The sequence below is a fragment of the Devosia sp. P1_H9 genome, assembly GCF_056405135.1.
Genome location: NZ_JBFUCQ010000004.1, coordinates 158464 through 182666, shown reverse-complemented (window position 1 = coordinate 182666; position 24203 = coordinate 158464). Strand labels below are relative to the sequence as shown.

At 64.8% G+C, this 24203-nt stretch carries 28 protein-coding genes; 24 read left to right on the top strand and 4 right to left on the bottom strand.

Translation table 11 applies throughout. From position 1 onward, the window contains the following. Window positions 1–65: 65 nt before the first annotated feature. A complete protein-coding gene (locus AC1DYL_RS09335; protein WP_477172922.1) occupies window positions 66–941 on the top strand; it encodes an EamA family transporter in 876 nt (291 codons plus the stop codon). Beyond that, a complete protein-coding gene (locus AC1DYL_RS09330; RefSeq protein ID WP_477172921.1) occupies window positions 938–1390 on the top strand; it encodes an N-acetyltransferase family protein in 453 nt (150 codons plus the stop codon). The genes AC1DYL_RS09335 and AC1DYL_RS09330 overlap by 4 nt, the downstream gene beginning before the upstream one ends. A 96-nt stretch (window positions 1391–1486) precedes the next feature. Here AC1DYL_RS09330 and AC1DYL_RS09325 read toward each other — a convergent pair whose 3' ends face one another. Further along, a complete protein-coding gene (locus tag AC1DYL_RS09325; protein ID WP_477148503.1) occupies window positions 1487–2122 on the bottom strand; it encodes a carbonic anhydrase in 636 nt (211 codons plus the stop codon). Between the two features lie 73 nt (window positions 2123–2195). On the opposite strand from AC1DYL_RS09325, the gene AC1DYL_RS09320 reads away from it, so the two are divergent. Together AC1DYL_RS09320 and AC1DYL_RS09315 are read left to right on the top strand one after the other, a co-directional pair. Next, entirely contained in the window at window positions 2196–2405 is a 210-nt protein-coding gene (locus tag AC1DYL_RS09320) for a DUF1737 domain-containing protein (RefSeq protein ID WP_477148232.1), read from the top strand. A gap of 191 nt (window positions 2406–2596) precedes the next feature. Beyond that, on the top strand, window positions 2597–2839 hold the full coding sequence (locus AC1DYL_RS09315; RefSeq protein ID WP_477172920.1) for a hypothetical protein: 243 nt from the start codon (window positions 2597–2599) through the stop codon (window positions 2837–2839). Window positions 2840–3042: 203 nt separating this feature from the next. On the opposite strand, the gene AC1DYL_RS09310 is transcribed toward AC1DYL_RS09315, so the two are convergent. Then, complete coding sequence (locus AC1DYL_RS09310) at window positions 3043–3618, bottom strand: NUDIX domain-containing protein (RefSeq protein ID WP_477172919.1); 576 nt, start codon at window positions 3616–3618, stop codon at window positions 3043–3045. A gap of 157 nt (window positions 3619–3775) precedes the next feature. Between AC1DYL_RS09310 and AC1DYL_RS09305 the strand changes: the two genes are divergently transcribed. The 18 genes from AC1DYL_RS09305 (at window position 3776) to odhB (ending at window position 19688) form a co-directional block, all read left to right on the top strand. Further along, a complete protein-coding gene (locus tag AC1DYL_RS09305) occupies window positions 3776–4000 on the top strand; it encodes a hypothetical protein (protein WP_477148229.1) in 225 nt (74 codons plus the stop codon). Window positions 4001–4144: 144 nt separating this feature from the next. Beyond that, window positions 4145–4531 carry a succinate dehydrogenase, cytochrome b556 subunit gene (gene sdhC / locus AC1DYL_RS09300; RefSeq protein WP_477148228.1) on the top strand — a complete coding sequence of 129 codons (387 nt, stop codon included), beginning with the start codon at window positions 4145–4147 and terminating at the stop codon, window positions 4529–4531. Further along, window positions 4528–4920 carry a succinate dehydrogenase, hydrophobic membrane anchor protein gene (gene sdhD, locus AC1DYL_RS09295; protein ID WP_477172918.1) on the top strand — a complete coding sequence of 131 codons (393 nt, stop codon included), beginning with the start codon at window positions 4528–4530 and terminating at the stop codon, window positions 4918–4920. Before sdhC ends, sdhD begins: the two co-directional genes overlap by 4 nt. A 4-nt stretch (window positions 4921–4924) precedes the next feature. After that, window positions 4925–6733, top strand: coding sequence for a succinate dehydrogenase flavoprotein subunit (gene sdhA, locus AC1DYL_RS09290; protein ID WP_477172917.1), 1809 nt, complete (start codon window positions 4925–4927; stop codon window positions 6731–6733). Between the two features lie 64 nt (window positions 6734–6797). Next, entirely contained in the window at window positions 6798–7187 is a 390-nt protein-coding gene (locus AC1DYL_RS09285; protein ID WP_477148225.1) for a hypothetical protein, read from the top strand. Continuing rightward, complete coding sequence (locus AC1DYL_RS09280) at window positions 7184–7612, top strand: DUF3052 domain-containing protein (protein WP_477172916.1); 429 nt, start codon at window positions 7184–7186, stop codon at window positions 7610–7612. The genes AC1DYL_RS09285 and AC1DYL_RS09280 overlap by 4 nt, the downstream gene beginning before the upstream one ends. Window positions 7613–7629: 17 nt before the next feature. Next, window positions 7630–7917 carry a hypothetical protein gene (locus AC1DYL_RS09275; RefSeq protein WP_477172915.1) on the top strand — a complete coding sequence of 96 codons (288 nt, stop codon included), beginning with the start codon at window positions 7630–7632 and terminating at the stop codon, window positions 7915–7917. 10 nt (window positions 7918–7927) lie between these two features. Beyond that, window positions 7928–8260, top strand: a complete 333-nt coding sequence (locus AC1DYL_RS09270) for a hypothetical protein (protein ID WP_477148222.1) — start codon at window positions 7928–7930, stop codon at window positions 8258–8260. A 4-nt stretch (window positions 8261–8264) separates the two neighbouring features. Then, window positions 8265–9047, top strand: a complete 783-nt coding sequence (locus tag AC1DYL_RS09265; protein WP_477148221.1) for a succinate dehydrogenase iron-sulfur subunit — start codon at window positions 8265–8267, stop codon at window positions 9045–9047. A 46-nt stretch (window positions 9048–9093) separates the two neighbouring features. Next, the gene (locus AC1DYL_RS09260; RefSeq protein ID WP_477156196.1) at window positions 9094–9273 is read left to right on the top strand and encodes a hypothetical protein; all 180 of its coding nucleotides are present in this window, start codon (window positions 9094–9096) and stop codon (window positions 9271–9273) included. 214 nt (window positions 9274–9487) lie between these two features. Further along, the gene (locus tag AC1DYL_RS09255) at window positions 9488–10090 is read left to right on the top strand and encodes an AprI/Inh family metalloprotease inhibitor (protein ID WP_477172914.1); all 603 of its coding nucleotides are present in this window, start codon (window positions 9488–9490) and stop codon (window positions 10088–10090) included. Between the two features lie 2 nt (window positions 10091–10092). Beyond that, window positions 10093–11241: a cell division protein ZapE gene (gene zapE / locus AC1DYL_RS09250; protein ID WP_477172913.1), complete on the top strand. Its 1149-nt coding sequence runs from the start codon at window positions 10093–10095 to the stop codon at window positions 11239–11241. Window positions 11242–11391: 150 nt separating this feature from the next. Continuing rightward, on the top strand, window positions 11392–12354 hold the full coding sequence (gene mdh, locus AC1DYL_RS09245) for a malate dehydrogenase (protein ID WP_477148217.1): 963 nt from the start codon (window positions 11392–11394) through the stop codon (window positions 12352–12354). A gap of 154 nt (window positions 12355–12508) precedes the next feature. Then, complete coding sequence (gene sucC / locus AC1DYL_RS09240; protein WP_477172912.1) at window positions 12509–13702, top strand: ADP-forming succinate--CoA ligase subunit beta; 1194 nt, start codon at window positions 12509–12511, stop codon at window positions 13700–13702. A gap of 8 nt (window positions 13703–13710) precedes the next feature. Beyond that, complete coding sequence (locus AC1DYL_RS09235; RefSeq protein WP_477172911.1) at window positions 13711–14202, top strand: DUF1579 family protein; 492 nt, start codon at window positions 13711–13713, stop codon at window positions 14200–14202. Window positions 14203–14211: 9 nt separating this feature from the next. Beyond that, a complete protein-coding gene (gene sucD, locus AC1DYL_RS09230; protein ID WP_477148214.1) occupies window positions 14212–15120 on the top strand; it encodes a succinate--CoA ligase subunit alpha in 909 nt (302 codons plus the stop codon). A 160-nt stretch (window positions 15121–15280) separates the two neighbouring features. Continuing rightward, the gene (locus AC1DYL_RS09225; RefSeq protein WP_477148213.1) at window positions 15281–18274 is read left to right on the top strand and encodes a 2-oxoglutarate dehydrogenase E1 component; all 2994 of its coding nucleotides are present in this window, start codon (window positions 15281–15283) and stop codon (window positions 18272–18274) included. 55 nt (window positions 18275–18329) lie between these two features. Continuing rightward, on the top strand, window positions 18330–19688 hold the full coding sequence (odhB, locus tag AC1DYL_RS09220) for a 2-oxoglutarate dehydrogenase complex dihydrolipoyllysine-residue succinyltransferase (protein WP_477172910.1): 1359 nt from the start codon (window positions 18330–18332) through the stop codon (window positions 19686–19688). A 22-nt stretch (window positions 19689–19710) separates the two neighbouring features. Here odhB and AC1DYL_RS09215 read toward each other — a convergent pair whose 3' ends face one another. After that, window positions 19711–20175: a hypothetical protein gene (locus AC1DYL_RS09215; RefSeq protein ID WP_477172909.1), complete on the bottom strand. Its 465-nt coding sequence runs from the start codon at window positions 20173–20175 to the stop codon at window positions 19711–19713. Between the two features lie 125 nt (window positions 20176–20300). Here AC1DYL_RS09215 and AC1DYL_RS09210 point away from each other — a divergent pair, with 125 nt between their 5' ends. Beyond that, window positions 20301–21059: an SDR family oxidoreductase gene (locus AC1DYL_RS09210; protein ID WP_477172908.1), complete on the top strand. Its 759-nt coding sequence runs from the start codon at window positions 20301–20303 to the stop codon at window positions 21057–21059. 164 nt (window positions 21060–21223) lie between these two features. After that, window positions 21224–22630, top strand: coding sequence for a dihydrolipoyl dehydrogenase (gene lpdA / locus AC1DYL_RS09205; protein ID WP_477172907.1), 1407 nt, complete (start codon window positions 21224–21226; stop codon window positions 22628–22630). A gap of 272 nt (window positions 22631–22902) precedes the next feature. Here the strand turns inward: lpdA and AC1DYL_RS09200 are convergent, their stop codons facing one another. Then, the gene (locus tag AC1DYL_RS09200; RefSeq protein ID WP_477172906.1) at window positions 22903–23895 is read right to left on the bottom strand and encodes a DMT family transporter; all 993 of its coding nucleotides are present in this window, start codon (window positions 23893–23895) and stop codon (window positions 22903–22905) included. Between the last annotated feature and the right edge of the window lie 308 nt (window positions 23896–24203).

Sequence of the window (24203 nt, the reverse complement as noted above, 5' to 3'; positions counted from 1 at the left end):
CTTCTCCTACAAGGGGAGAAGGCGCCGACTGATAGACTTCGGGCCGCCCCACCTCGGAACCATCCATGCCCCCCCGCCACATCTTCCTCGCGCTGTCCGTCGCTCTGGTCTGGGGGCTGAGTTTCATTGCCATCCGGTGGGGTGTCGATGAGGTGCCGCCGTTGCTGCTGACGGCGGTGCGCTACGTGTTCGCCGCTGTGCCGGCGGTGTTTTTCGTCAAGCGCCCGGCGGTCGGGTGGCCGTTGCTGGTTGGCTATGGCTTCGCGATCGGGGTGGGTCAGTTCGGATTGCTGTTCCTGGCGATCAAGCTCGGCATGCCGGCGGGGCTGAGTTCGCTGGTGATCCAGCTGCAGGTGTTCTTCACGATCTTCCTGGCGTTCGCGTTCTTCGGCGAGCGGCCGAACCTCGCGCAGCTGGGCGGGGCGGCGGTGGCGCTGGTGGGGATCGGGGTGATCGCGGTCGAGCGGCTGGAGGGGGCAGCGCTGCCGCCGCTCTTGCTGACGATCGGCGCGGCCGGTTGCTGGGGCTTGGGCAACATGGTGGGGAAGGCCGCGGGGCGCATCGACATGCTGGGGTTCGTGGTGTGGTCGGCGCTGGTGCCGCCGATCCCGCTGTTCCTCGCCTCGCTGCTGCTCGATGGGCCGGGAGCGATCCCGCTGGCGCTGTCGCAACTGACGATCAAGGGCGTGGGGTCGATCGCCTTCATGGCCTATATCGCGACGCTGTTCGGCTTCGGGGCATGGGCATGGCTGCTCAGCCGCTATAACACGAGCCAGGTTGCGCCGTTTGCGCTGTTCGTGCCGGTAGCGGGGATCGCGGGCGCTGCGTTGTTCCTCGGCGAGGGCATCACCGGGGTTGAGATCGTGGGCAGTGCGCTGGTGTTTGCCGGGCTGTTGCTCAACGTGCTCGGGCCGCGGCTGTTCAGGCGGGCGCCGGCATGATCACGCTGCGGCTGGCGGTGGAGGCGGATGCGCCGGAGATTGCGGCGCTGTTCGCGACGTCGCGGCGGTTGCTGACGTTTTTGCCGGACCTCCATACCGTCGAGGAGGACCGGGTCTATGTGCGCGACAAAGTGCTGCGAGATTTCCGGGTGACGGTGGTGGAGCGGGACGGCTCGATCGTCGGGTTCATGGCCGAGCTCGAGGGCTGGATCGAGCATCTCTATGTCGATGCGACGCAGCTGCGTTCGGGTGTTGGATCGGTGCTGGTTGCCGACGCGCAATCGCGCAACGAGGACCTGCAGTTGTGGTGCTTCGCCAACAATCTGCGCGGGCGGGCGTTCTACGAGCGAATGGGGTTTGAGGCGGTGAAGTTCACCGACGGGGCCGCCAACGAGCAGAGGGCGCCGGATATCCTGTATCGGTGGGAGCGGGAGTTTGGGAGCGGGTGAGGGGTGCCGACTGGCTGCCCGGTGCGAGCCGACCCCCACCCCTGTCCCCTCCCCGCAAGGGGGAGGGAGACGCCAACACGAGCCGCGATGCGGAAACTACTCCGGACGATAGAAATCGCCGTCGGCGTTCATGACCCAGAGTTCGCCGGTGGAGATGTCGAACCAGGCGCCGTGGACGGCGAGCTTGCCTTCTTCCTCGAGCTTCTTGACGTAGGGGAAGGTCCGCAGGTTGTTGATCGAGTGGCGGATCGAGAAGCGCTCGAGCATGGTCTGGCGCTCCTTGTCGGTCAGCAGGGTGTACTTGGACACGGCGTCCGACACCGGGGCCAGCATGCTCATCCACTTGCCGATGAAATCGCCCTGGGCCAACGGGCCGGTATCGGGAGCGAGGGCGGCCTTTATGCCGCCGCAGCGGCCGTGGCCCATCACCACGATATTGCTGATTTCGAGCGCGTTGACGGCGAATTCGATCGCCGCCGAAGTGCCGTGCTGGCCGCCGTCGGGTTGGAAGGTGGGCACCAGGTTCGCGACGTTGCGGAGCACGAACAGCTCGCCCGGACCGGCGTTGAAGATGGTCTCGGGCGCCGCGCGACTGTCGCAACAGGCGATGATCATGGTGGTGGGAGACTGGCCCCGATCGGCCAATTGCCGGTAACGGCCCTGTTCAGGGTCGTAGCGGTCGGACATGAACGACTTGTAGCCGTCGAGCAAAAATGCTGGAAACCGATCCATGCCGCAGCGATTAGCGGTTACTGAAGGCAATTTCAATCGCCCGGGGCAAAGAGGGCGAGCAAAGGAGTAGTGCATGTTGATCTATCGCTTCCTCTCGGGGGAGGACGATTCCGCCTTCTGCCACAAGGTGACCAAGGCGCTCAGCGAAGGCTGGGTGCTGCACGGTTCTGCCAGCTATGCGTATGACGCAATGAACAAGAAGATGAAATGCGGGCAGGCGGTGACCAAGGTGGTCAGCGACCAGCCGTATGACGCAGACAAGAAGCTGGTCGACTACGTCTAGGCTTTGGTTACGTCGCCCAGGTGGATGCGTTGCAGCGCTTCCATCTGGGCGACAACTGCGCCCGGCCCGCTGCACCCCATGAGCGGCGCGCTAAACCGATTATGAACGGCGGGTTCAAGGCAGGTTCGGACGGGTGGAGCTAGAACGGGACAACAAACGCGCAGGGATGCGCCAGGTTTTGAGGCCCCGAAATGCAGATCAAGTTTGCCGTCGCCGCTATCGGACTTGTCGCCCTGGCGTTGCCGCTCGCGGTGTTTGCCAGCCAGCCGAAGCTCGAAGCGCTGAAGCCGACACCATCGCTGGCCAAGGCGCAGGTGCTGTCGATGCTGTTGCTCGATCCGCGTGAGAGCGGCGCCGAGTTCAGCGTGAAGCTGCCCGAGGGGTATGCGACGCTGGATGTGGATGCGGATCCGTTTGGGGTGGTTGCCAACTAATCGGGGCTCCGCTCACCGCCTCCTATCCTCCCCCGTCCAGGGGAGGTGCCGTTTTGTGGGCGGGCTTGATCGAGCTCCAAGTACTGACGTCATCCCCGCGTAGGAGGGGACCCATTGTGGTCTCTCCACTTCGCTGCGCGTCGAAGCATCCCACTGGGTTCCCGCCTTCGCCGGAATGACGCCGGAGGGGTGGAGGGGGCGCCTCAGAGGATCCCCTTCAGCCTGACATGCTGCAGCAGCATGATGGTCTTGGCGTCGGCGATTTCGCCGGAGGCGATCATGCCCAGCGCCTGGTCGATGCCGAGTTCCAGCACTTCGATGTCTTCGCCTTCGTGTTCGATGCCGCCGCCGGCCGAGACTTTCGAGTCGGCGTCGTATTCGGCGAGGAAGAGCGAGAGCTTTTCGGTGACCGAGCCGGGGCTCATGTACGCGCTCAGCGCCAGCTCGACGTCGTGGACGCGGTAGCCGGATTCCTCTTCGGCCTCCTTTTTCGCCGTGGTCACCGGGTGGTCGCCATCGAGTTTGCCGGCGACGACCTCCACAAGCCAACCCGGTTCGCCGTGAGCGAACACCGGGTAGCGGAACTGGCGGGTGAGGATGACGGTGCGCTGGGTGCGGTTGTAGAGCAGGATGCCTGCGCCATCGCCGCGATCGTAGGTTTCGCGGACCTGGCGCTGCCATTCGCCGTTGCTGCGCTTGAGCTCGATGGTGGTCTTCTTGACCAGCCCCCAGTTGTTCGACAGCACCTCTTCGCCGAGCACTCGTACTTTCTCGTTCACGTCGTCAATCCTCAATGGAACCGCTCACAAACACCATGCGTTGGTGAACCGATTGTGAATAGCGGCTTCAGCGCAGGGCCATTTCTCAAGCGCTAGAAGTCTCACCAAGCAGCGGAAACCTCGAACACAGAGGTCGCCCGCAACAAGGACGAAAGAGATGGGCAGACTCGCAGCGGGAACGGTCATTGCACTCGCGATCCTCGCGATGAATGGCAACCTGGTGCGGGATGTCTTGGCGGAGGACAGCCAGCGGCTGATCGCCTCGACCACGCTTTCGTCCGCCACCCCGGTGGCGTCCGGACCCAGCAGCGAGCGGGTGTTGAGCTTGTTGCTCACACTCGAAGCGCTGCGGGCCGCGCCGGAGGTGCTCGTCCGTCGGTAATGCACTCAGCGCATAGCGGGACGAAAGTGCAATGCTTGGCATAAGCAGAGCCTTTGACCTCAGCGCAAACCGCCGCTAGAAGTCTCGAACCATTCCAAACTGGGGCGCCCGGCCTTCTCCCGGCGGGCGAGGCGCGAGACTAGCATGGCTCCTTCTTCACGGCCGCTTTCGCCGCATCTTTCGATCTACCGCTTTACGCTCACCATGACGATGTCGATCGTGCACCGCGCGACCGGCATTGCGCTTTATGGCGGCACGCTGCTGCTGGCGCTGTGGCTGGTGGGAGCGGCGATCGGCGGCGGGTTCTTCGATTTCGTCACCTGGCTGTTCGGCATGTGGCTCGGGCAGCTGGTGCTGTTCGGCTACACCTGGGTGCTGTTCCACCACATGTTCGGCGGCATCCGGCACTTCGTCTGGGATGCGACCAAGGCGATGGACGCGGCCGGGCGAGAGCTGATCGTCCGCATCCAGCTCGGTGCTTCGATCCTACTGACGCTGATCGTCTGGGCAATCTTCGTGTGGTTCAAATGAGTTCGGCCAAGCCCACGCGGGCACAGATCCAGACGCCCTCGACGCATTACGGCCGGGCCAAGGCGTCGACCCGGCACTTCATCACGCAGCGCATCACCGGCGCGATCAACATCCTGTTCGCGCTGTTCATCATCTGGTTCGTCGTCAGCCTCGCGGGCAGGGCGCCGGCCGAGATGATCGCGCTGGCGCGCAACCCGTTCGTCGCGATCGGGCTGGCGCTGCTCATCGTCAATGTCGCCGTGCACATGCGGATCGGCATGCGCGAGGTGATCGAGGACTACATGAACGGCGAGCCCAACCGCCTGGCGCTCGTTGCCAACAACGTCTTTGCCGTCTTCATCGTGGCGGTGGTGCTCGGCGCCATCGCCAAGCTCGTCTTCTGGGGTTAGCCGCATGGCCGCTTACGAGATCATCGACCACGAATTCGACGTGGTCATCGTCGGTGCTGGCGGCGCCGGGCTGCGCGCTACGCTGGGCATGGCTGAGCAGGGGCTGAACACCGCCTGCATCACCAAGGTGTTCCCGACCCGCTCGCACACCGTGGCGGCACAGGGCGGCATCGCCGCGTCGCTGGGCAATATGGGCCCTGACTCGTGGCAGTGGCACATGTACGACACCGTGAAGGGGTCGGACTGGCTCGGCGACAACGACGCCATGGAGTATCTGGCGCGCGAGGCCCCGGCGGCGATCTACGAGCTCGAGCACTATGGCGTGCCGTTCTCGCGCACCGACAAGGGCACGATCTACCAGCGGCCGTTCGGCGGCCACATGACCGAATTCGGCGACGGTCCGCCGGTGCAGCGTACCTGCGCCGCGGCGGACCGCACCGGGCATGCGATCCTACACACGCTCTACGGGCAATCGCTACGGAACAACGCGCAGTTCTTCATCGAGTATTTTGCGCTCGACCTGATCATGGGCGCCGATGGCTCGTGCCAGGGCGTGATGGCGTGGAAGCTCGATGACGGGACGCTGCATCGGTTCCGGGCAAAGCTGGTGGTGCTGGCAACGGGCGGCTATGGCCGGGCGTATTTCTCAGCGACTTCGGCGCACACCTGCACCGGCGACGGCAACGGCATGGTGGCGCGGGCCGGGCTGCCGCTGCAGGACATGGAGTTCGTGCAGTTCCATCCGACCGGTGTGTACGGCGCGGGCGTGCTGATCACTGAGGGCGCGCGTGGCGAGGGTGGGTATCTCACCAATTCGGAGGGCGAGCGGTTCATGGAGCGCTATGCGCCGAACGCCAAGGATCTGGCGAGCCGCGATGTGGTGAGCCGCTGCATGACGATCGAAATCCGCGAGGGGCGGGGCGTGGGGCCGAAGAAGGACCACATCTTCCTGCATCTCGACCATCTCGACCCTAAGGTGCTGCACGAGCGGCTCCCCGGGATCACCGAGAGCGCCAAGATCTTTGCCGGCGTCGACCTGACGCGCGAGCCAATCCCGGTGCTGCCGACGGTGCACTACAATATGGGCGGCATCCCCGCGAACTATCACGGCGAGGTGCTGAACCCGACCGAAGGCGATCCCGACCGCGTGGTGCCGGGGCTGATGGCGGCGGGCGAAGCGGCCTGCGCTTCCGTGCACGGGGCGAACCGGCTCGGCTCGAACTCGCTGACTGACCTCGTGGTGTTCGGACGCGCGGCGGCGCTGCGGGCGGCGAAGGTGGTGGACAAGGGCTCGATGGTGCCTGCGGCGGTGGCCTCGGAAGACGAGCGCATTCTCGCCCGTTTCGACCGGCTGCGGCATGCCAATGGCTCGTCGCCGACGGCGCAGGTGCGCGACAAGATGCAGCGCATCATGCAGGAAGACGCCGCGGTGTTCCGCACGTCGGAGTCGCTGAAGTCGGGCGTCGAGCGCATCAACGCCCTCTATGGCGAGCTGGGCGATCTCAAGGTCTCGGACCGTTCGATGGTCTGGAACTCGGACCTGGTGGAGACACTGGAACTCGAGAACCTGATGGCCTGCGCGGCGACGACAGTGGTTTCCGCCGAGGCGCGCCACGAAAGCCGCGGCGCCCATGCGCACGAGGATTTCCCGAGCCGGGATGATGTGAACTGGCGGAAGCACACGCTGAGCTGGATCGACGACGCGGGCAAGGTGGAGCTGGGGTATCGGCCGGTGCATGTCGACCCGCTGACGCCGGAGAGCGAGGGCGGGATCAGCCTGAAGAAGATCGCGCCGAAGGCGCGGGTGTATTGAGGTGAGGGGGCTGGCGCGCGCGATAGCTCTGCTGGCTGCGCCGCCGCTACTGGCAATCTTGTCGATGGCCGTTCAGGCTGACGACCGAGCGGCCACCGATGGTGAGATGAAGGCGCTGTTGCAGGGGTGTTGGCACAAGGGCAACTCCCTGCTTTGCTTCGAGCGCACGGGGCGATTCACCGAACGGGTCTCTGGTGATGGTGAGGGGGGCTGGGTCTATCTGGGCTCCTACAGGGTTGCAGCAGGAAAGCTGCGCCTCAACAACATGCGAGGCGACGGTCCGATAACTGCCAATCGCCAGATGATTTGCGATGTCCTGATGCGTCCGAAGGTTTCATTTCGACTTATGAACTGCGCCAGGTCCGATAGGGGTGATCGCGCGGTCGATGACCCCAACAGTTATCTTCCTGCGCAGTTCGGTTATCTCTTTCTGTCGGAGGCGATATCCGAATGACCGCCGCCGCCGGCTATTCCGGCACTCCGCTGCCGCAGAAACTTGGGCTCAAGGACGGGCAGCGGGTGTTGTTTCTGGGGTTGCCTGTTGAGCTGGTGGAGCTGAAGTCGGCAAGGGAATTCGCGGAGGTGCGCGACGCGCAGTGGGATGCGTGGCGCGGTAGCAAGGACTGGGACTTCGTGCATGGGTTTACGGCATCGCGCGGGGTGCTCGAGGACAATGCGCGGCCGCTGATGGAAGCCATCACTCGGGATGGGGTGATCTGGATCTCGTGGCCGAAGAAGGCGAGCAAGGTTCAAACCGACATCACGGAAGATGTGATACGCGAAGTGGTGCTGCCGATCGGGTTGGTGGATATCAAGGTGGCCGCGGTCAGCGATATCTGGTCGGGTTTGAAACTGATGATCCGCAAAGAATTGCGGTGAGACAAACGGGGCGAATGATGAAGCGGGTTATGGTGGCGCTGCTGGCGCTGGGGATGCTGGGCGGCGTGGCGCAGGCGGCGCCGAGCGAGGCGCAGAAGGCCGATTTCTACAAGACCTGCATGGGCATCGCTTCGGACGATGCGCTGTGCAGCTGTAAAGCCGATGCGGCGATGACGCTGATCGACGAGGAATTCATGGCGATGGTGATCGCCTCGATGAAGGGCAAAGCGCCGCCGGCAGGCCAGTACTCGGCCTATAACACCTACGTCGCCAAATCGAACCAGATCTGCAAGCCGAACTACTGAGGAAAGCCCTGTGTCGCTGAAGCATACGAGAGCCATTGGACTGATTACCGGCGCGTTCGCGACGCTGTGGCTTGCGGGGTGCGGCGGGCTGTCGGCGGATGCGCAGGCGGTTGCCGATTCCTGTTCGAAGGTGCCGGGCGCGACCGCGGAAAGCTGCCAGTGCTACGCCAAGGAACTGTCGGCCAAGCTGAAGCCGGAGCTGATGAAGCTCGCGACCTACGCGCAGACCGACCCCGGAAAACTGTTCGATCCGGCAGTGATCGGCAATTTGAGCGCCAATGACGTGATGGCGGTGACCAACACGTCGGCCGCGGCGCTCAAGACGTGCAAAGTTGTAGGATAGGGCCATGGCTGAATTCACGCTCCCCAAGAACTCGCGGATCATGCCGGGCAAGACCTGGGCGAAGCCGGCTGGGGCGACGCGGCTCAAGGAATACCGGGTGTACCGGTACGATCCGGACTCGGGCGAGAATCCGCGGCTCGACACGTATTTCGTCGATCTCGACGATTGCGGGCCGATGGTGCTCGATGGGCTCTTGTGGATCAAGAACAAGGTCGATCCGACGCTGACGCTGCGCCGTTCGTGCCGCGAGGGCATCTGCGGCTCGTGCTCGATGAATATCGGCGGCGCCAACACGCTGGCCTGCACCAAGGGAATGGACGATTTCGCGGGCCATATCAGCGTCTATCCGCTGCCGCACATGCCTGTGATCAAGGACCTGGTGCCGGACCTCACCACCTTCTACGACCAGCACCGCTCGATCGAGCCGTGGCTGAAGACCACGACGCCGACGCCCGAGAAGGAATGGCTGCAGACGCGCGACGACCGCGCCAAGCTCGACGGGCTCTACGAGTGCATCCTCTGCGCCTGCTGCTCGACTTCATGCCCGAGCTACTGGTGGAACGGCGAGAAGTATCTCGGCCCAGCAGTGCTGCTGCAGGCCTATCGCTGGCTGATCGACAGCCGCGACGAGGCGACCGAGGAACGGCTCGACAACCTCGAGGATCCATTCAAGCTCTATCGCTGCCACACCATCATGAACTGCGCCAAGGTCTGCCCCAAGGGGCTCAATCCGGCCAAGGCAATCGCCGAGATCAAGCAGATGATGGTGACACGGGAGTTCGCATAAGCTGTTTGAGACCATCGCCGAGATCGAGGATCCGTCCGTCGCCCGCGTGCTGATCGCGGCGCTGAAGGCGCATGGGTTCCATCCCAAGGAAGGCGGGGACAGCGGCTTGCCGGGGCTGCCGGGGGTGTATGGGCCGAAGGGCATTCCGATCGAGTTGCCGGAGGAAGAGGCGGGCGACGGCAAGCTGCTCGCCGATGCGCTGGTGGCGGAGATGCTGAGGCGGTAGGGGGGCCGATCCGTCCGAGCGTGTTGCGCCTCCACCCTTGATCCCTCCCCGGGAAGGGGGAGGGAGACGCAGCGGCGGCTGCGGCGGCCACTCCCTAACTCTGCCACATTGATCGTCGCATAGGGGAAGCGGGGCTTTGGCGGTTGACGGCGTTGCCGTTCAGGCTGTATCGCCGGTCACCAATTCTTAACCATCTGGCGGAGCAGGGCCGATGATGAGTTCGAGACGCGCAAGCGTTTCCATGGTGGTGATTGCCGGTTTGGCGCTTGCGCTGAGCGGCTGCGCCTCGAGCGGCGTAACCACGAGCAGCATCGCCTCGGCCGAGACTATCACCCCGATCCAGAACACGCCGGTGGCGAGCTCGGACCTCAACGCGCTGCCGGGCACGACCGTGCAGCCGGGCGCGATTGCCCAGCCGGCGCCGCTTGGTGCGCCGGGGCAGATCGGGCAGCCGGCGCAGGTGGCGAGTGCCGATGGTTCGTTCGCGACGCTGGGCTCGGTGCCGCAGGCGCCCGGGCGGGATCTCTCGACCGGGCTGACCGTCGAGAAGCTGCTGGGCGGCTGGACCGTGGTTTCGGGCGCCGAGCAGTGCAAGCTCAACCTTACGCAGACGGCGAAATCGGGCACGTCGCGCTATCGCGCCTCGACGCCGGGTTGCGCTCTCGCCGGCCTGAAAGTGGTGGCGAGCTGGCAGCTGGTGGGCAGCCAGGTGCAGCTGTTCGACGAGGCCGGTGACATCGTCGCCTCGCTGATTCTCAGCGGCAGCCAGTTCATCGGCACTCTGGCCGGCGGCCAGGGCATCACGATGGTCGGCTAGCGGTGGCAAGCCGGCGGCGGGGGCCTGCAGGCACACCAATCACCGACAAACTGAACGCGCTGACCAAGGGCGGCGCGCTCGCTTCCGATCCATTGCAGTTCAAGGCAGCGGCGGCGCTCGATCGCGTGGCGACCGAGCTCGCGGTGCAGAACGGCTCGCGCGGGTTCCTCTCGGGCTTATTCGGCGGGCCGGAGCCGGTGCGCGGGGTTTATCTCGTCGGGCAGGTCGGGCGCGGCAAGACCATGCTGATGGACTTGTTCTTCTCGCTGGCGCCGACGACAGAAAAGCGGCGGGTGCATTTCCATGAGTTCATGGACGAGATGCACGAGGCGATCGCGAAATTCCGCAAATCGGCGAAGGGCAAGGCGGATAGCGCCGACCCGGTCGCGGCGGTGGTGAAGCCGTTGCTGGACGAGGTGCGGTTGCTGTGTCTCGACGAGTTTCAGGTGCAGGACATCACCAACGCGATGCTGCTGGGGCGGCTGTTCGACAAGCTGTTCGCGGGCGGGGTGACGATCGTTGCGACCTCGAACACGCGGCCGGATGATCTTTACGAGAACGGGCTTAACCGGCAACTGGTGCTGCCGTTCATCGCGGAGTTGAAGCAGCACGCGGAGATCGTCGAGCTCGATGGGCCGACGGATTATCGGCGGCTGAAGTTCGAGGGCGAGGCGGTCTATCACTATGGCGGGGGGCCCGAGGTCGATGCGGCGATGGACCGGCTGTGGCTGAAGCTGACCGGTGGCGCCGAGGGTGAGCCGGCGGAGCTGCATTCGCTGGGGCGAGTGATACCGGTGCCGCGGGCGGCGATGGGGGCGGCGCGGTTTACATTCGCCGAGCTTTGCGAAGCGCCGCTTGGCGCGCGCGACTATCTGAAGCTCAGCCACGCCTACGAGGCGGTGATGATCGATCATGTGCCGCAGTTCGACCGGTTGAAATCGAACGCGGCGAAGCGGTTCATTCTGCTGGTGGATACGCTCTACGATCGTGGGGCGAAGCTGGCGGCGAGCTTTGCGGTGCCGCTCGATGAGCTTGGACAGGACGACAAGACGAAAGCCGAGTTCGCGCGCTGCGTATCGCGGCTAATCGAGATGCAGTCGGCGGAGTATCTAGCGGCGCCGCATCGCGGGGATGGGGCGGCGCTGCACTAAGTGTCGGACTCGTCAACTTGCCCAAGGAATGGGCAATTTCCGATGTGATGAAAACTCAGCCGGTAGGACGTACGGCTGACTTGCCCCCGTCACCCTCTAGGGTTAATAGGAGCGCGCAATTTCCAGCATAAGCAAAACGGGGTTCGGTGGATGGCGCGCAAGAAGATCGCTCTGATCGGTGCGGGACAGATTGGTGGCACTCTGGCTCTGTTGGCCGCGACCAAGGAGCTGGGCGATGTGATCCTGTTCGACGTGGTCGACGGCGTGCCGCAGGGTAAGGCCCTGGATCTCAGCCAGTCCGGCCCGGTCGAAGGCTTCAACGCCACCCTCAAGGGGACCTCGGAATACAAGGACATCGTCGGCGCCGACGTGGTGATCGTCACCGCTGGCGTGCCGCGCAAGCCCGGCATGAGCCGCGACGACCTGCTCGAGATCAACCTCAAGGTGATGGAGCAGGTGGGTGCGGGCATCGCGAAGTACGCGCCTGAGGCGTTCGTCATCTGCATCACCAATCCGCTCGATGCGATGGTGTGGGCGCTGCAGAAGTTCTCCGGGCTGCCGGCGAACCGGGTGGTCGGCATGGCGGGCGTGCTCGACTCGTCGCGCTTCCGCCACTTCATCGCCGATGAGCTCAAGGTTTCGGTGCAGGACGTGAACGCGTTCGTCCTCGGCGGCCATGGCGACACCATGGTGCCGCTGGCGCGCTACTCGACCGTTGCGGGCATTCCGCTGCCGGACATCGTGAAGATGGGCTGGATGAGCAAGGAAAAGCTCGAGCAGATCATCCAGCGCACCCGCGATGGCGGCGCCGAGATCGTCGGGCTGCTGAAGACCGGTTCGGCGTTCTATGCGCCGGCGACGTCGGCGATCGAGATGGCCGAGAGCTACCTCAAGGACAAGAAGCGCATCCTGCCGTGCGCCGCCTATCTCAAGGGCGAATACGGCGTGAAGGGCACCTATGTCGGCGTGCCGGTGATCCTGGGTGCCGGTGGCGTCGAGAAGGTCGTCGAGATCTCGCTGTCGGGCTCCGAGCAGAAGGCGTTCGATAAGTCAGTCGCGGCCGTGAACGGCCTCGTCGAAGCGTGCAAAAAGATCGCGCCAAAGCTGGCGTAGATTGTGCGGGGCCGGCTCAGTCGGCCCCCACCTGGTCCTCCCTGCAATGGCGCGGGGACTTCCGTTGAAAATCCACTCCACCATTGCGAGCATCCCGCGAAGCGGGGACGACCCGGCGGGTGGGAGAGCTTCCGACACAAGGCGGTAGGTAGACATGAACATCCACGAACACCAGGCCAAGGCGCTGCTGAAGACCTACGGGTTGCCGGTGGCCGATGGGGTGGCGATCTTTACGCCGCACGAGGCAGAGGCTGCGGCGCTGGAGCTGCCGGGTCCCCTCTATGTGGTGAAGTCGCAGATCCACGCCGGTGGGCGCGGCAAGGGCAAGTTCAAGGAACTTCCCGCCGATGCCAAGGGCGGCGTGCGGCTGGCGAAGTCGGCGGCGGAAGTCGCTGCCAATGCCCAGGAAATGCTTGGGCATACGCTGGTGACCAAGCAGACTGGCCCGGCTGGCAAGCAGGTCAACCGGCTCTACATCGAAGACGGCGCCGACATTGCGCGCGAGCTCTACTGCTCGCTGCTGGTCGATCGCTCCACCGGCCGGGTGTCGTTCGTGGTCTCCACCGAAGGCGGCATGGACATCGAGGCGGTTGCGCATGACACGCCGGAAAGGATCATCGCGGTCGATATCGACCCGACGGTCGGCGTCACGGCCAAGGACGTTGCAGAGATCGTTGCGGCGCTGAAGCTCGATGGCTCGGCGGCGGAAGATGCGAAGTCGGTGTTTCCGGCGCTCTACAAGGCGTTCGTCGAGACCGACATGTCGCTGCTCGAAGTGAACCCGCTGATCGTGATGGCGAACGGGCACCTGCGCGTCCTCGACGCCAAGGTGAGCTTCGACAACAACGCCGCGTTCCGGCATGCCGAACTGGCGCCGCTGCGCGACCTCACCGAAGAGGATGCCAAGGAGATCGAGGCGTCGAAGTTCGACCTCGCCTACGTGGCGCTCGACGGCAATATCGGATGCATGGTCAACGGCGCCGGCCTCGCCATGGCGACGATGGACATCATCAAGCTCTATGGCGCCGAGCCCGCCAACTTCCTCGACGTCGGCGGCGGCGCATCGAAGGAGAAGGTGACGGCGGCGTTCAAGATCATCACCGCCGACCCGGCCGTCAAAGGCATCCTGGTCAACATCTTCGGCGGCATAATGCGCTGCGATATCATCGCGGAAGGCGTGATCGCAGCGGTGAAGGAAGTCGGGTTGCAGGTGCCGCTGGTGGTGCGCCTCGAAGGCACCAACGTGAAGGAAGGCAAGGCCATCCTCAATTCGTCCGGCCTCAACGTGATCTCGGCCGACGATCTCGACGATGCCGCGCAGAAGATCGTCGCGGCAGTCAAGGGCTGAGCATCGCCATGAGCGCTTCCACGGCTTCCCTTGCCACCGGCAACGAGCGTCTCCAGGCGCTGGTTGGTGCATGGCAGGGCGAGGAGGAGATGTCTGCAACGCAGTGGGCACCGGCCGGCCTCGCGACCGCCGAGTTGGTGACCGAGCCGGATTGCGGCGGCCTCTACGTCGTGCAGCGCTATCGCCAGGCGCGCGACGGCAAGCCGTCGTTCGCGTCCCACAACGTCTTCGCCTTCGACCGGACGGACGGGTCCTACAAGCTCTACCAGTTCGACTCGATGGGCTTCATGCCGGTGCCGGCCTCCGGTGCGTGGACGGGTGACGAACTCGTCATGGTGCGCACTTCCGAGCGCGGCTCGGCGCGCGTCAGCTACTTCTTTGACAGCCAGGACAGCTACCGCACGCGGCTGGAGTTCCGACCCGCTGGCGCCGCGGACTGGCAAGACATGGCGAAAGGCACGTTCCGGCGTGTTTCGCCTTCCTCTCTAACCATCTCGTAAAGGGCCGCAATGTCCATTCTCGTCAACAAAGACACCCGCGTTCTGGTGCAGGGGCTGACCGGCAAGACCGGGACGTTCCATACCGAGCAGGCGCTGGCCTATTACGGCACCAAGATGGTGGGGGGCGTGAACCCCAAGAAGGCCGGTGAGGTGTGGACCAGCGGGCTCGACGGCTCGGCGACACTGCCGGTGTTCGCGACCGTTGCCGAAGGCAAGGAGCGCACCGGGGCTACCGCATCGGTAGTTTATGTGCCGCCTCCGGGGGCAGCCGACGCCATCATCGAGGCGATCGACGCCGAGATCCCGCTGATCGTCTGCATTACCGAGGGCATCCCGGTGCTCGACATGGTGCGGGTGAAAGCGCGGCTCGACAAGTCGAAGTCGCGGCTGCTCGGGCCGAACTGCCCCGGCGTTCTGACGCCGGAAGAATGCAAGATCGGCATCATGCCGGGCTCGATCTTTTCGAAGGGCTCGGTGGGCATTGTTTCGCGCTCGGGTACGCTTACCTATGAGGCGGTGTTCCAGACCACCAATGCCGGGCTCGGCCAGACCACCGCGGTCGGCATCGGCGGTGATCCGGTCAAGGGCACCGAATTCATCGATATGCTCGAGATGTTCCTCGCCGACGAAGAGACCAAGTCCATCATCATGATCGGCGAAATCGGCGGTTCGGCCGAGGAAGACGCCGCGCAGTTCCTGATCGACGAAGCCAAGCGCGGCCGCAAGAAGCCGATGGCCGGGTTCATCGCCGGTCGTACTGCTCCGGCGGGCCGGACCATGGGCCATGCCGGCGCCGTGATCTCCGGCGGCAAGGGCGGCGCCGAGGACAAGATCTCGGCAATGGAACGTGCGGGCATAAAGGTGTCGCAGTCGCCTGCGAGGATTGGCCAAACCCTCGCGGAAGTTCTAAAAGGCTAACCCGAGGGCGACAAACCGATGATTGGGCGCGGGCAAAACCCCGCGCCTTAACGTCAAACAAAGGACTACACGGGCATCTAGGCCCGTGCTCGCGAGCCCGGTCGAGACCTCCCGGGCATTTGAGAAGGATGGCGGGGTCAAACGCCCCGCGACGCTGGACATGACCCGACAAGAAAAGAACGAACAGTTCTTGCTCTCTTCTTTCCTTTATGGCGGTAACGCCGACTACATCGAAGGGCTGTACGCCCGCTATAAGGCCGATCCGGCCTCGATCGATCCGACCTGGGCGTCGTATTTCGATCGGCTCGAGGATGCTCCCGCCGACATCGACAAGAATGCCGAAGGCCCGAGCTGGCAGCGCCGCGACTGGCCGCAGGCAGCGAACGGCGAGCTGGTCTCGGCACTCGACGGCAACTGGGGTGAGATCCAGGTCAAGGTGCAGAAGGCATTGGTCGAGAAGGCCAAGGTCGAAGCGGCGCCGGCACCGACTCCGGTCGATGTGCTGCAGGCGACGCGCGACTCGATCCGCGCCATCATGATGATCCGCGCCTACCGCATGCGTGGGCACCTGCACGCCGATCTCGACCCGCTGAAGCTGAAGACCGACGATCCGGCGCCGGAACTGGAGCCCGCCGCATACGGGTTCAACCCGCACGACTATGCCCGCAAGATCTTCATCGACAACTATCTGGGGCTCGAATACGCGACCGTGCCGCAGATGCTGGAGATCCTCCGGCGGACCTATTGCTCGACCGTCGGCGTCGAGTTCATGCACATCTCCGATCCCGAAGCCAAGCAGTGGATCCAGGAGCGCATGGAAGGGCCGGACAAGGAGATCAAGTTCACGCCCGAGGGCAAGAAGGCGATCCTCAACAAGCTGGTCGAAGCCGAGGGTTTCGAGAAGTTCCTCGACGTCAAGTTCACCGGCACCAAGCGGTTCGGCCTCGATGGCTCGGAGGCGCTGATCCCGGCGCTCGAGCAGATCATCAAGCGCGGCGGCTCGCTCGGCGTGAAGGACATCGTGCTCGGCATGGCGCATCGCGGCCGGCTGAACGTCCTGACCCAGGTGCTGGCAAAGCCCCACCGGGCGCTGTTCCACGAGTTCAAGGGCGGGGCGTTCTACCCCGAGGAAGTCGAAGGCTCGGGTGACGTGAAGTACCACCTCGGTGCTTCGGCCGACCGTGAGTTCGACGGCAACAATGTGCACCTGTCGCTGACCGCCAATCCGTCGCACCTCGAGATCGTCGATCCGGTGGTGCTGGGCAAGGCGCGCGCCAAGCAGGACCAGCGTTCGGCGGTCGACGGGCGGTTCATCGCCGATACGCGCCAGACCGATCGCTCGGTGGTGCTGCCGCTGCTGCTGCATGGTGACGCCGCGTTTGCCGGCCAGGGCGTGATCGCCGAGTGCCTGGGGCTTTCCGGCCTCAAGGGGCACCGGACCGGCGGTTCGATCCACGTAGTGATCAACAACCAGATCGGCTTCACTACGGCGCCGATGTACTCGCGTTCTTCGCCGTATCCCACCGACGTCGCCAAGATGATCGAGGCGCCGGTGTTCCATGTGAATGGCGACGACCCGGAAGCAGTGGTCTATGTCGCCAAGGTCGCGACCGAGTTCCGGCAGCGCTTCGGCCGCCCGGTGGTCATCGACATCTTCTGCTATCGCCGCTTCGGCCATAACGAGGGCGACGAGCCGAGCTTCACACAGCCGCTGATGTACTCGAAGATCCGCAGCCACGAGACGACGCTCGACATCTATTCCAAGCGTCTCGTCGGCGAGGGCGTGCTCTCGGGCGACGAAGTCGACAAGATGAAGGCGGACTGGCGCGCGCATCTCGAGCACGAGTTCGAGGCCGGGCAGGATTTCCGTCCGAACAAGACCGACTGGCTCGACGGCGTGTGGAAGGACCTGAAGCGCGCCGACGTAGAAGGCCCGCGCCGCGGCGACACCGGGGTGGATGTCCCCGACCTGGTCAAGCTGGGCCAGAAGCTGTCGACAGTTCCGGCCGGCTTCAACGCCCACAAGACGGTGAAGCGGTTCATGGACAACCGGCTCGCTTCGATCGAGTCGGGCGAAGGCATCGACTGGGCGACCGGCGAAGCGCTGGCGTTCGCGAGCCTGCTCGAGGAGGGCCACCCGGTCCGCCTGTCGGGCCAGGACGTCGAGCGCGGCACCTTCAGCCAGCGGCACTCGGTGTTGTACGACCAGGAGAAGGAAGAGACCTACACTCCGCTCAACAACATCGCGGAACTGCAGGCGCGCTACGAGGTCATCAACTCGATGCTCTCGGAAGAAGCGGTGCTGGGCTTCGAGTACGGCTACTCGCTGGCCGAGCCGAAGACGCTGACGTTGTGGGAAGCGCAGTTCGGCGATTTCGCCAACGGCGCACAGGTGGTGGTCGACCAGTTCATCTCGTCGGGCGAGCGCAAGTGGTTCCGCATGAGCGGTCTCGTGATGCTGCTGCCGCACGGCTATGAGGGCCAGGGGCCGGAGCACTCGTCGGCCCGCCTCGAGCGCTATCTGCAGAGCTGCGCCGAAGACAATATGCAGGTCGCTAACTGCACGACGCCGGCGAACTACTTCCACATCCTGCGCCGGCAGATGAAGCGCGATTTCCGCAAGCCCTTAGTGCTGATGACGCCGAAGTCGCTGCTGCGCCACAAGAAGGCGGTGTCGGGGCTGGTCGAGTTCGGGCCGGAATCGACGTTCCATCGCCTGCTGTGGGACGACGCGGAAGCGCCGGGCGTGCCGAAGACCACGATCAAGCTGAAGCCGGATGCGGAAATCCGCCGTGTCGTCCTCTGCACGGGCAAGGTCTACTACGACCTGCTCGAGGACCGCGAGAAGCGCGGCATCGACGATGTGTACCTGCTGCGGCTGGAGCAGCTTTATCCGTTCCCGGCCAAGGCGCTGCTCGACGAGCTCAACCGCTTCCCGAACGCCGAGATTTTCTGGTGCCAGGAAGAGCCCAAGAACATGGGTGCGTGGGCATTCGTGCAGCCGTATATCGACTGGGTGATGGACCAGATGGGGCGTCCGGGCGACCGGCCGCACTATGTCGGCCGCGCCGCTTCGGCGGCAACGGCGACCGGGCTGATGCGCACGCATCTGCAGCAGCTGCAAGCCTTCCTCGAAGAAGCATTCGCCAAGTAGACTCGGCAAGCAAACTCGCCAGACAAGCGGCAAAGAAAACTGAAGGACCAAACTGATGGCGACTGACATCCGGGTGCCCACGCTGGGCGAGAGCGTCACCGAGGCGACGATCGGCCAGTGGTTCAAGAAGGTCGGCGACACCGTCGCGGCCGATGAACCGGTGGTGGAGCTCGAGACCGATAAGGTTACAATCGAAGTGCCGGCCCCGGCGGCCGGCGTGCTCGAGGCGATTACCGCCAACCCGGGCGACACGGTCAATGTCGGGGCGCTGATTGGCGCCATCGGCGCGGCTGGTGCGGCCGCCGCTGCGGCTCCGGCCGCTGCTGCCAAGCCCGCCGAAGTGCCGCAGCCGGCGGCGGTTGCCGCCGAGCCGGCACTGAAGGCCGGCAACGGCAGTGGTTCGATGGCCCCGGCCCCGAGCGCGCAGAAGCTGATGGCCGAAAGCGGCCTGTCGGAAGCCGATGTCAGCGGCTCGGGCAAGCGCGGCCAGATCCTCAAGGAAGACGTGCTGGCGGCGATCGCCAAGCCCGCTGCTGCGGGTGCGACGGCGAGCGTCATCGCGATGCCGACGGCGGTCAGCGGTTCGGCGGCAGCGCCGATCCCGGCAGCGAAGCCCGCGCCGGCCCCGGTGGCTGCTCCGGCACCTGCCCCGGTTGCCAAGGCGGCTGAGCCGGCTCCGGCCCAGGTCCGTGGCCCGGTCAACGCCAATGACGACGTGCGCGAGGAGCGGGTGAAGATGACCCGCCTGCGCCAGACGATCGCCCGGCGCCTGAAGGAAGCGCAGAACACTGCCGCCATGCTCACCACCTTCAACGAGGTGGACATGAAGCCGGTGATGGACCTGCGCAATTCCTACAAGGAGCTGTTCGAGAAGAAGCACGGCGTGAAGCTCGGCTTCATGGGCTTTTTCACCAAGGCGGTGACGCACGCGCTGAAGGAAATCCCGGCGGTCAATGCCGAGATCGACGGCGAGGAGCTGATCTACAAGAACTACGCCCATATCGGCGTGGCCGTGGGGACCGAGAAGGGCCTCGTGGTGCCGGTGGTGCGCGATGCGGACCAGATGTCGATCGCCGAGATCGAGAAGGACATCGCCCGGCTGGGCAAGCTTGCCCGTGACGGGCAGCTGTCGATGGCCGACATGCAGGGCGGCACCTTCACGATCTCGAATGGCGGCGTCTATGGCTCGCTGATGTCGACGCCGATCCTCAATGCGCCGCAGTCGGGTATTCTGGGCATGCACAAGATCCAGGAGCGGCCGGTGGTGATCGGCGGCGAGATCGTCATCCGCCCGATGATGTACCTGGCGCTGAGCTACGACCACCGCATCGTCGACGGCAAAGAAGCCGTGACATTCCTGGTGCGGGTGAAGGAAAGCCTCGAGGCGCCGGAGCGGCTGGTGCTCGATCTCTGATCCGGCGGCACTGCGTGAAAGTTCAAGGGCTCGCTTCGGCGGGCCCTTTGCTTTTGCGGGGTGGGGCCAGGGCGCTGAGGAGCGGGGTGCGGCGCAGGGCGAAGTAGGTGATGAGGTAGGCGCGGATAATGCTGAGAAGCCCACCGGCGCAGAACATCCACCAAAGGCCGGCATAACTCCGTCCGAGCGCATCTTCGGAGGTGCTAGCGCGAGCAAACATTACGGCGCAGATGGCGAAGGTGATGGCGGCGATCAGGATGGTGCCATCGAGTATTGGTCGGTTGCGGCCGCGCCAGGCGGCAAGAACAAGCAACAGACAGGTGGGGGCGGTGACGACCGAGATGCTCTGGGCGTGCCACACCGAATACGTTGGCAGCGCGTGCCAGCCGTCACGCCATACGAGGCCGAAAAATAGGCCGGTGTAGATCACCGTCGCGAGCAGCGTCACGGTGACGAACAGCACCAGTCCGGAGCGCAGCAGGGCCATCACTTCCTCCATCAATGATGGTTCGACCTATACACTGTTCAATTTATTATGAACAGTGTTTTTTATCTGCGCTGGTTTCACGTTCCCACCACGTGGCATAGGGTTTGGCAAACGGGAGAAGAACTATGGCCGACAAAGTACTTGTGGTGACTGGCGGCAGCCGGGGGATTGGGGCTGCGGTTTGCCGGTTGGCGGCGGCACGGGGCTATGGCGTGGTGGTGAACTATGTCGGCAATGTCGCGGCGGCCGAGGCGGTGTGCGCCGATATCCATGCGATGGGCGGCGAGGCCGTGGCGGTCCGCGGCGATGTCAGTAGCGCGGAGGATGTGGAGCACATCTTTCTGGCTGCGGACCGGATGGGGCGGCTTGCGGGGCTGGTCAACAATGCCGGGACGATTGCGACGTCTGCCCGTGTCGACGCGATGGATGCGGAGCGGATCAACCGGATCTTTGCGATCAACGTGACGGGCTCGATGCTCTGCGCCGGGGCGGCGGTGCGGCGGATGTCGACGAAGCATGGTGGCGCCGGCGGCGGCATCGTCAATGTGAGCTCGGCGGCGGCGAAGCTTGGGGCGCCGGGGGTGTATGTCGACTATGCGGCGAGCAAGGGGGCGATCGATACGTTCACCGTCGGGCTGGCGCTGGAAGTGGCGGCCGAGGGCATCCGGGTCAACGGGGTGCGGCCGGGGGTGATCGACACCGAGTTCCATGCGACCGGTGGGGTGCCGGACCGGGCGCACCAGCTGGCGCCGAGCGTGCCGCTGGCGAGGGTGGGCACGGCCGAGGAGGTGGCGAGCGCCATCATGTGGCTGCTGTCGGACGATGCGGGGTATGTGACGGGGACGACGCTGGCGGTGACGGGGGGACGGGCGGCCTTTGCCTGAGGCGAGAGTGCAGTTTCGCCCGCATCGATTCATGCGCATTTCGCATAGGTCGGTCGTGTCGGGGGTTCCCTCCCCAACGCGGGTAGTTTAACCCGTTTGTCAGTCCTATATCGGCAGCGCGGGCGCCACTCCCTCAGGCGCCGCTTGAGCCTCTCGGAGACATCATGGCGGACACTTTCGACCTCACCGTAATCGGTTCCGGCCCGGGCGGGTACGTGGCGGCAATTCGGGCGGCGCAGCTCGGGATGAAGGTCGCGGTGGTGGAGAAGTGGCCGACCTTCGGCGGCACCTGCCTCAATATCGGCTGCATCCCCTCCAAGGCGCTGCTCCATGCGTCGGAGCTGTTCGAGGAAGCGGGACACCAGTTCCGCCAGTTCGGCATCGATGTGACGCCGCAGCTGAATTTGAAGCAGATGCTGGTGCACAAGGACGATACCGTCACTGCCAACGTCTCGGGCATCGAGTTCCTGTTCAAGAAGAACAAGATCACCACCTTCCGCGGCACCGGCTCGATCCCCGCCGAGGGCAAGGTGCTGGTGACGCCGGAAAGCGGTGCGCCGCAGACCATTGAAACCAAGAACATCCTGATCGCCACCGGCTCGGTGCCGATCAGCCTACCGGGCATCACCATCGACGAGAACAAGGTGGTGTCGTCGACCGGTGCGCTGACCCTTCAGGAAGTGCCCAAGCGTCTGCTGGTGATCGGTGGCGGCATTATCGGGCTGGAACTGGGTTCGGTGTGGGGCCGGTTGGGTTCCAAGGTGCAGGTGGTCGAGTTCCTCGACCGGATACTGCCTGGGCTCGACAGCGAGGCGGCGCGGCAGACGCAGCGGAACCTGCAGAAGCAGGGCATGGAGTTCAAGCTTTCGACCAAGGTGACGGCGATCGAAAAGCAGGGCGACGGCTCGCTCCGCGCCCGGCTGGAGCCGGCGGCCGGTGGCGAGGCGACCTTCGCCGAGGCCGACGCGGTGCTGGTGGCAGTGGGGCGGAAGCCGTTCACCGAAGGGCTGGGGCTCGAGGGCGCCGGCGTGGCGCTCGACGAGCGCGGCCGGGTGCGCACCGACGCGCAGTTCAAGACCAATGTGCCGGGCATTTATGCGATCGGCGACGTGGTGGCCGGCGCCATGCTGGCGCACAAGGCGATGGACGAGGGCCATGCGGTGGCAGAGATCATCGCCGGGCAGCACCCGCATGTGAACTACGGCACCATCCCCTCGGTAATGTACACCAGCCCGGAAGTTGCGTGGGTCGGCAAGTCCGAGGACGAACTGAAGGCGGCTGGCATCGAGTACAAGGCGGGGAAGTTCCCCTTCACCGCCAATGGTCGCGCCAAGGCGATGCTGGCGACGCAGGGCTATGTGAAGATCCTCGCCGACGTGAACACCGACCGGGTGCTCGGCGCGCAGATCATTGCCAAGAACGCCGGCGAGATGATCCACGAAATCGTGGTGCTGATGGAGTTCTCGGGCAGCGCCGAGGACCTGGGGCGCACGACGCACGCGCACCCGACGCTATCGGAGGCGGTGAAGGAAGCGGCGCTGATGTGCGGGGACGGCGCCATCCATATTTAGGCCTCACGCGCCATGCCGCTACGGGCTGGCCCGGTGGGCCAGTCCTCGCTGGCGCTCCGGCGGGGCGGCCGACGGCCGGGGTCCTCGCTTCGCTCGTCCATTGATCTCGCGCGCCGTGCCGCTACGGGGTGGCCTGTAGGCCACTCCTCGCTGGCGCTCCGATGGGGCGCGCGACGCGCGGCGTCCTCGCAACGCTCGTCCGGTGCCAGTGTGTCGGTGAGTGCCTTCTCCCCTTGGGGGAGAAGGCAGGCCGGAGAGATTGGGGCCTAGCCTCAGGCCGTATTCTCCTCCAGCACCTTTACCCTCGGCTTTTCCTTCCTCGTAAACAGGAACACGCCGCCCAGTACCAGGGCGGTGCCGATGGCGTGGTAGAGGGTGAAGGCTTCGCCGAGGACCGAGATGGCGAGGCCGACCGTCACCACGGGCGACACGTTGCCGATGATGGCAGTGCGTTCAGGGCCGATGAGGCCGATGGCGCCCGAGATGCAGTAAGCCGGCAGCACTGTGGAGACGGTGCCGATGGCGAGCATCAGGAGGAAGCCGTTTCCGGTCACCGCCAGGTCGCCCACCGGGTGGGTGAAGAGGAAGTGCAGGATCACCGCCGGACCGGCGCCGCTCATGGCGATCGAGGTGAAGAGCTGAGGGCCGAGCTTGTCGATCAAGGGCTTGGCCATGATCTGGTAGGCCGCGTAGGCGATGGCCGAGCCAAAGACCAGCGCCGCGCCGAGCAGCACGTTGTCGCCTTCGATCCTGAGGTCATGCCAGAAGATGACGCCGATGCCGAGGTAGGAAACGAGCAGCGCGACGACCATCGGCAGGGTGATTTTGCGCTTGAAGAAGATGGCGCCGAACAGCACGACGAAGAACGGATAGGTGAGGAGGATCAGCCGGTCGAACTGGGCGGTGATGTACTCGAGCGCCGAGAAATCGAGGAAGCTCGCGACATAATAGCCGATGACGCCGACGCCGAGGGTCTGCGCCAGCACCGGCCAGGTCAGCACCGGCGGTGCGCCGGCCGGAGTGGCCGCGAGTGTCTTGCGATAGGTGATGATACCGACGGTCAAAAAGATCGGCACGGCGACGATCATGCGCCAGGTAAGCGTGGTGACCGAGTCGATGCCTTCGAGCAGCGCCAGCTTGATGACGATGCCCTTGGTGGCGAAAAAGGCGGCGCCGGCCAGCGCCAGCACGATGCCGGCCCAGGCCATCTGCTTGAAGGCAGGGCGCGGGGCAATGGATGGGTTAGGCGCAGTGTCGGAAGACATTTGGCGGGTCCAGTTCTGGCCCTGCCATCAGATCACCGGAGAACCCGCGCCTGATGGCGGGGCCGGTGAGCATCGAGGGTCAAACAGCCGTCGCGTCCCGGTCCCCGGAGGGGATGAGGCAGGTTTTGCCAATAATTAGGATGCAAGCGGTCATGGGCGGATAGGTACGCGCTGGGCGTGGGGCTGTAAAGTGGGCGGTTGGGTGAACGGTGCGTTCGACGTGCTCTGCTGCTCCGCCGGTGGCTGTGGACCCCCACCCCTGTCCCCTCCCCGCAAGGGGAGGAAGACCCTCTCACTGGGAGCGAGGC